Here is a 7,369-nt window from a genome sequence, read left to right as displayed (position 1 = left end):
CTTATCCTCACGCGTCGGCAACTCAAGCTCTCCACTCACCAGCCCCTCCTAGGTGGTCTAACAATCACTATGTGTGATCTTCTAGGCATAGCCGACAAACTCACAGGGAATAAGTACTTCACAACAGGCCGCTGGGGCGTTCAGATGGATTTCACGCCAGGAGATGTCTTCAGTAAAGGTGAAGGTCCGAGAAGCAGGCTGGACGGCATCGCGGCAGCAGAATGATGGTGCAGGCTGCGATAGCGGTCTCCGACCGAGCCCCTTCTGCCGCGGTGGTCTGTGCGGTTCGTGGGCGGACGAATGTCAGCGCCAGAGGGCGCTGGATGTCCGCCGGTAGTCCATGTAGCGGCACATCACGGGGAGAAATCTCAGCCACATAGGTGAACAATGCCCCACGGACCGCGCCGGTGTCAACATCCAACCTGACGCAGCGCAACGGATCAAGGGAAATATATACATATGCCCACTTTCGGGACCCTGGCAGATTTGCCAGGTAGCGGATCATTGGCCGAACCGATGGTTTTCAGTGTTGATGAGGTATGAAATCCAGTCGTTTTGGGGCCCCTGAAACAGAGGGGGCACGACCCTCGATTGATCACGAAGGTTCCTAGGCCATCATGATCGTCCCGAGGTGTCATGCCCGCCGCGCCATTATCCGCGTCTGCCCCTGTTCTAGATCAGCTGTCCTCGATCGCGGCTCGCACGACACCGGCGCTGGTGCCGCCCGCGGCTCTGTTGGCGGTGTTCGCCCAGGTCACCGATCCGAGGAAACGTCGGGGGACGCGGCACCAGCTACCGATCCTGCTCACGCTGGCGACCTGCGCGGTCCTCGCGGGCGCCCGGTCGTTCACCGCGGTCAGCGAGTGGGCTGCGAACGCCAGCGAGACCGTCTGCACGGCACTCGGGATCGCCCGGGTCCCGGACGAGTGGACGTTCCGCCGGGTTTTCGCCCGACTCGACGCCGACATGTTGGACGTGACCCTCGGTGCCTGGGCCGCCGCGGCGACCACGCCGCCCCAGGGTGAACGGCGGCGGATCGCGGTCGATGGGAAAACCCTGCAGGGCTCACGCCACGGCGACACTCCCGGCCGGCACCTGCTCGCCGCTCGCGACCAGCACCACCAGGTCGTGCTGGCCCAGCGCGCCGTCGACGCGAAGAACAACGAGATCCCCGCACCGAAAGCCCTGCTCAGCCAGGTAGAGCCAACCGGTGTGACTGGCAGCGCCATTGTGCCGGAGCAGGGTCCGAAACACCCTGGTCTCGTTGGTCTTCGCATCGACCTCGACTTGGCCAACTGCGAGCCCGGCGCCGTGGGTCGCCGCCGAGAACAGGTGAACCTGGCTGCCGTCGGGCCGCCGTGCGCCCCTGGGCCTTGAGGGTCTCGGCCAGGGAGGCAGGTACCCGCACCGACACCACGATCTGCTCGTTCTCCAGCGCTTCGACCTCAGCGGCTTCGGCTTCTTCCGCGGTGCGCTCGGCGCGAACGGCATCCCGCCGAGCGCGGGTCGCGCGACCTGTCATGGCTTGCCGGGTAGTCCTGAAGATCGACTCTGCGGATCTTCGACTGGCGATCCCGGCCTTGTCAACCGGATCGATGTGACCCGATCCGGGTTTCTGGCACCCGCGGGGTGCGCCGTCCCCATCACGGCGGCACAGAAGGCTTGTAGATCGTTCGTCGCGCTGACCCGTGGTGCAGAAGCCCTGGTCAGGGCCCACGGACGAGTTTCGGGCACGGACAGTGGGAGCATGACGCGACATCCGCAACGCCCACGAGAGCCGGCGATCGCGATCAATATTGCTGGTGGTGGTACCATAACCCTATGGCCTTGAAGAAGACGACCGTCATGGTCGAGGAGGAATACCTGCAGATCGTCAAGGAGGCGGCAGCGCGTGAAGGCCGGCCCGAATCCGAGTATTTTCGCGAGGCGTTCCGTATCGCCGCGCTGCACGCCCGCCGATGGTCCGGCGACTGGGACATACCGGCACTCGACTTCGGCGGCCCGCTCACCGAAGATGACGTCCGCGAAGCGGTCGACGAAGCGGTCGACCGGAAAAACGGCACGACTGGTATCGCCACGTGATCGTCGTTGGTGACACCTCTGGCCTCATGGCCGCCTTCAACATTGGCAATCCGGAACACCAGGCAGCCCGCGCGGCACTGCGCGAGGCGTCCGTGACCCTGGTTTCCCCGCTGGTGTTCGCTGAAGTCGAGCACGTCATCACCCGCAACGTCGACCGCAAGGCCGCCTATAAAGTCAATGACTGGCTGTTACAACAGGAGGGCGCCATGCGCATCCTGGTCCCAGAGGTGTCAGCCGATACCCTCCGCAAGGCTCGCACGGTCCAGAGCCGGTACGCCGACCTGCGCCTGGACCTGGCGGACGCAGTGAACGTGGTGCTGGCGGAGCAGTACGAGACCGACAGCGTTCTCACGCTCGACCGGCGAGACTTCCGTGCGATACGTCCGCTCAGCAACCACAAGGCGTTCCGTCTCCTGCCGGACGACCTGTGACGGCACTGTTGCATTGGCGAAGCCCGCCGTCTCGGCTGCCGATCAGTCATGATCGAGTGATGCATCGACGTCGTGTCCGTCCGCCGGTTCCGACGTCGGAGTTCGCCGACTTCCGCTTCCCGCCCGAGGGGAAGTGCCGGCGGTGCGCTGGTACCCGCGCTACACCCTCTCCGGCACGGTCGTCGGCCATTACCACGGCGTCACCTACCATGTGACCCCGCGAACCCGGGGTGGACACCAAACGCGCCCAGTGCCGCCAGCAACTGGCGGTACTACGAGCAGGAACCGACAGCAACAACGGGTCCTGGGGATAAGCAGCGAAAAGACAAGGATATGAATCCGCTGTCGTTATGACAGCACCAGGCTTGTCTCCTTGAGCCCTTCATGGTCGCCCGATGGCGATCATGTTGTTCTGGCCGGCGTCAGGGGCTTGTGAGGATGACGAGCTGCCGGGTCGCCCGGGTCATCGCGACGTAGCGGTCGACCGCTCCTTCGATGCCGTCGCCGAACGTCTCCGGGTCGATGAGGACGACCAGGTCGAACTCGAGCCCCTTCGACAGCTCCGGGGGCAGCGACCGGACGCGGGGCGTCGCCCGGAACGTGGGATCGCCGATGACGCAGGCGGTCCCGTCGGCGTGCGCGGCGAGCCAGGCGTCGAGGATCGAGCCCAGCTCCGAAACGGATCCGTGCACGACGGGGAGGCCGCCGCCGCGGATGGACACCGGCACGTTGGCGTCCGGGAGCACCGCCCGGATAACCGGCTCGGCTTCCGCCATCACCTCTTCCGGGGTCCGGTAGTTGATGCTCAGGGAGGCCAGGCTGATCCGGTCGAGCCCGATCCGGGTGAGCCGTTCCCGCCACGGCTGTGTGAACCCGTGCCTGGCCTGGGCGCGGTCCCCGACGATGGTGAAGCTGCGGGACGGGCAGCGCAGCAGCAGCATCTGCCACTCCGCGTCGGTCAGTTCCTGCGCCTCGTCCACGACGATGTGCGCGAACGGGCCGGCGAGCGGGTCCGGGCCGGTAACGGGCAGCCCGGACTCGTCGACCAGGGCGTCCCGCAGGTCCTCTCCGCGCAGCATCGTCACCACGCCTTCACCGTCGTCGTCGGCGGCGAGCAGGTGGTCGACGACCCTGGCCACGCGCTCGCGTTCGGCGGCGAGGGCGGCGCCCCGCCGACGCCTGCGCCGTGACACCCCCGGGTCGCCGAGCCGTTGCCGTGCCGCGTCCAGGAGTGGCAGGTCGGACACCGTCCAGGCCCGGGCGTCCTCGCGCCGCAGCTTCCGGATCTCGGCGGGGCACAGCCAGGGGGCACACCTGCGCAGGTAGGCGGGTACCGACCACAGGTCCGCGACGAGGTCAGCCGCTTCGAGCAGCGGCCACGCCCGGTTGAGGGCCGTGACCAGCTCCTCGTTCCGCAGCAGCGACTGGCGGAGCAGGCCGGCCGGGACGTCGACGTCGACCTCGACGTCGTGCTTGTCCATCAGGATCGTGAGCAGTTCCTCCCAGATCTGCTCGCGCGCCTCGTTGTGCGCGGTGCCGGGGTCTGGTGCTTCGAACGCCTCGGCCCAGGCGTCGGCGCCCAGCCAGATCTCCGACCAGTCGGTCGTGACCGTCATCCCTCTGGTGGGCGGCTCCTCGTAGAACCTCACGGCCGTCTCGATCGCCTTCACCAGGTCCGCGGACGACTTCAGGCGGGCCACGTCCGGGTCGGTCTCGACCGTTGCCGCGGCTCCCTCGGCGACGAGGTCCCGCAGGGTGCAGGTCTGCACGCCCTCCTCGCCGAGGCCGGGCAGGACGTCGGCGACGTAGGCCAGGTAAGGCTGATGCGGGCCGACGAACAGCACGCCGCCCCGGCGGTGACCGAGGCGCGGGTCACGGTAGAGAAGGTAGGCGGAACGGTGCAGGGCGACGACGGTCTTCCCCGTGCCCGGACCGCCGTCGACGACGAGAGCGCCGTCGGATCCCGCGCGGATGATGGCGTCCTGGTCGGCCTGGATGGTGCCGAGCACGTCCCGCATCCGGGGCGACCGGTCGCCGCCCAGGCTGGCGATGAAGGCGGACTGGTCGTCGAGCGCGCTGTGCCCTTCGAACCCATCCGAGGTGAGCATGGTGAACACCTCGTCCCAGTAGTCGCTGATCCGGCCGCGGGTCCAGCGATACCTGCGGCGGCTCGCCAGGCCCATCGGGTTGGCGTGGGTCGCTCCGAAGAACGGCTCGGCCGCCGGCGCGCGCCAGTCGAGCAGCAGCCGACGGCCCGCGCTGTCCGTGAGGCCGAGCCGTCCGATGTACACGGGCTCGGGGCTGTCCGCGCTGACGATGTGCCCGAGGCACAGGTCCAGGCCGAAGCGACGCAGGACGCGTAGGCGGGCGGTCAGCCGGTGGACCTCCACGTCCCGGTCCATCGCCTGCTGGCCTGTGCCACCGGGCGCCCTGCGCGCGGCATCGAGGCGGTCGGACAGGTCGGCGATCGACTGCTCAAGGCTCTCCGCGATGGCCGCGAAGTGTTGCTCGTCGCCGGCGATCAGCGTCGGGCCGGCCTTGGCGGCGAGGTGGTAGGGAAGGTCGAACGCGCTGGTGGTCAAGGGGTGCACGCCATCAGCGCCCGCAGCCGCGCCGCGCGTCCCACCAGCGGCCCGCCGTCCCCGCACGACCCATACGTCGACAACAACACACGCATTCCGCGACTCCCGTTTCCGCAGCTCCTGGCCTCGGCCGGCTATTCTGCGGCACGACCCCGGCCTTGCCGCAAGCCCCCCGGTACGATATAGGTTAAAAGTGGGAGGGAGTGGGCGTCGGGTACTTGGTCACCAGATTGGTCACCAGCTCGGTTACCGGCTCGGTCACCAGTTTGGCGGCCCGCTCATCGGTCGAGTCGAGAATTCGGTCGAGTCGAGAATTCGGTCGTAAATCAGGATTGCCAGGACGGGTCCCTTCTCAGGGTCGACGACGGCCACTCTTTGCGGTCGCGGGCCGTCGGCGTGGTGGTGCCGAATGCCCGACGTCTACCGGTGTGCGACAAGGCGACGGTTTCTTCGGACTGCGGCCGGTCACGGGTCGCGACCTGCACGCCGCCGTATGCTGGTCCTGGTTCGCAGCCAGCCGGAAACACCGGCGAGGAGGCCCTCGTCCATGAGCACTCCGGAGACCGGACACCCTCTCTGTATCCGCTGCTGCGCCCTCAGGTCACCGTCGAGGAACTCCTGGCCGCGAGAGGCACACGCCCATCCGGTCCCTCGACGACCTGACGGCCGACACCTTCGACGCGGAAGGGACCAAGGCGGGGCCAGGTGCTGGACGCTGGACAGCTCGCCCACCCATCCGTCGCCGCGCTGACCGGCCTGCCGGCCGAGCGGATCGGACAGCTCAGCGGCATCGGCAACTGGGACGAGTAAACGACGCCGGCTCCGGCACGACGTGGCACGATCTCGTAGGTGACGAGCGGAGCCGCCGAGGAGCGGCGCCTGCGCGACCTCGCGCGGCTGCGGCGCGTCCGCGACCGGATCGACCGGGAGTACGCCCGGCCGCTGGACGTCGAGGCGCTCGCCCGCGGCGCGCACATGTCGGCCGGGCACCTCAGCCGTGAGTTTCGCCGCGCCTACGGCGAGTCGCCGTACAGCTATCTCATGACGCGGCGCATCGAGCGCGCGATGGCGCTGCTGCGTCGTGGCGATCTCAGCGTCACCGAGGTCTGTTTCGCGGTCGGCTGCTCGTCGCTGGGCACCTTCAGCAGCCGCTTCACCGAACTGGTCGGTATGCCACCGAACGCCTACCGGCGCCAGGCGGCGCGCGCGACGGCGGGGATGCCGTCCTGCGTGGCGAAACAGGCCACCAGACCGGTCAGGAATCGAGAAGCGCCAGCCCCCGAGCCGCACCTAGCGTGAAGGAGCCCGCGCACGACGCCGGTGGCGGCCGTCAGGCGGCCGCCGGCACCGATGCACCGGTACGCCGATGGACCGATGAACCGATGAACCGATGAACCGATGAAAGACAGGATGAGCATGGCCACGAGGACGGGCCCGCGATCGCCCGCGCCGCACGCTGCCGGCAGGAACGTTGCCGACAGTCACGAGCTGATCCGGGTGCGGGGCGCGCGCGAGAACAACCTCAAGGACGTCAGCATCGAGATCCCGAAGCGCAGGCTGACGGTGTTCACCGGTGTCTCCGGCTCGGGCAAGAGCTCGCTGGTGTTCGGCACGATCGCCGCGGAGTCGCAGCGGCTGATCAACGAGACCTACAGCGCCTTCGTGCAGGGCTTCATGCCGACGCTGGCGCGGCCCGAGGTCGACGTGCTCGAGGGGCTGACGACCGCGATCATCGTCGACCAGCAGCGGATGGGCGTCGACGCCCGTTCCACGGTCGCCACCGCCACCGACGCGGGCGCGATGCTGCGCATCCTCTTCAGCCGGCTCGGGCAGCCGCACATCGGCCCGCCCGGCGCGTTCTCCTTCAACGTCCCCTCGGTCCGCGCGAGCGGGGCGATCACGGTCGAACGCGGCGCCGGCAGAACCGTGACGCGGACCTTCACCCGTACCGGCGGCATGTGCCCGCGCTGCGAGGGCCGGGGAACGGTCACCGGCTTCGACCTGTCCGCGCTCTACGACGACAGCAGGTCGCTCAACGAGGGTGCGCTCACGATCCCCGGCTACGGCGTCGACGGCTGGTACGGCCGCATCTTCAGCGGCTGCGGCTTCCTCGACCCGGACAAGCCGATCCGCGGGTACACCGGGAAGGAGCTCCACGACCTCCTCCACAAGGAGCCTACCAAGATCAAAGTCAACGGTGTCAACCTGACGTACGAGGGGCTGATCCCGAAGATCCAGAAGTCGTTCCTGTCCAAGGACGTCGACGCGCTGCAA

Annotated in this window: 6 protein-coding genes and 1 pseudogene; 6 read left to right on the top strand and 1 reads right to left on the bottom strand. The window is 68.1% G+C overall.

Annotated elements, in window-relative coordinates; translation table 11 throughout:
• The 4 genes from AC5LSR_RS22245 to AC5LSR_RS22230 form a co-directional block, all read left to right on the top strand.
• Positions 1–225, top strand: a 225-nt coding sequence (locus tag AC5LSR_RS22245) for a hypothetical protein (protein WP_250286537.1), incomplete at its 5' end; no start/stop codon positions are given.
• Between the two features lie 492 nt (positions 226–717).
• Positions 718–1,377 (top strand): ISAs1 family transposase, encoded by a 660-nt coding sequence (locus AC5LSR_RS22240; protein WP_250286539.1) that lies wholly within the window; start codon positions 718–720, stop codon positions 1,375–1,377.
• 444 nt (positions 1,378–1,821) lie between these two features.
• Complete coding sequence (locus AC5LSR_RS22235) at positions 1,822–2,082, top strand: CopG family transcriptional regulator (RefSeq protein ID WP_493468949.1); 261 nt, start codon at positions 1,822–1,824, stop codon at positions 2,080–2,082.
• Positions 2,079–2,513 carry a PIN domain-containing protein gene (locus AC5LSR_RS22230; protein WP_250291608.1) on the top strand — a complete coding sequence of 145 codons (435 nt, stop codon included), beginning with the start codon at positions 2,079–2,081 and terminating at the stop codon, positions 2,511–2,513. The genes AC5LSR_RS22235 and AC5LSR_RS22230 overlap by 4 nt, the downstream gene beginning before the upstream one ends.
• A gap of 422 nt (positions 2,514–2,935) precedes the next feature.
• Here the strand turns inward: AC5LSR_RS22230 and helR are convergent, their stop codons facing one another.
• Positions 2,936–5,104: an RNA polymerase recycling motor ATPase HelR gene (gene helR, locus AC5LSR_RS22225; protein WP_250291610.1), complete on the bottom strand. Its 2,169-nt coding sequence runs from the start codon at positions 5,102–5,104 to the stop codon at positions 2,936–2,938.
• A gap of 840 nt (positions 5,105–5,944) precedes the next feature.
• Between helR and AC5LSR_RS22220 the strand changes: the two genes are divergently transcribed.
• Complete coding sequence (locus tag AC5LSR_RS22220) at positions 5,945–6,394, top strand: helix-turn-helix transcriptional regulator (RefSeq protein WP_250286547.1); 450 nt, start codon at positions 5,945–5,947, stop codon at positions 6,392–6,394.
• Positions 6,395–6,505: 111 nt separating this feature from the next.
• Positions 6,506–7,369, top strand: a pseudogene (locus tag AC5LSR_RS22215) (excinuclease ABC subunit UvrA); the annotation flags it as partial.

Source organism: Protofrankia sp. CiP1_Cm_nod4, assembly GCF_982290645.1.
Note: the sequence above shows the minus strand (reverse complement) of the source record. Positions and strands in the feature narration are given on the sequence as shown.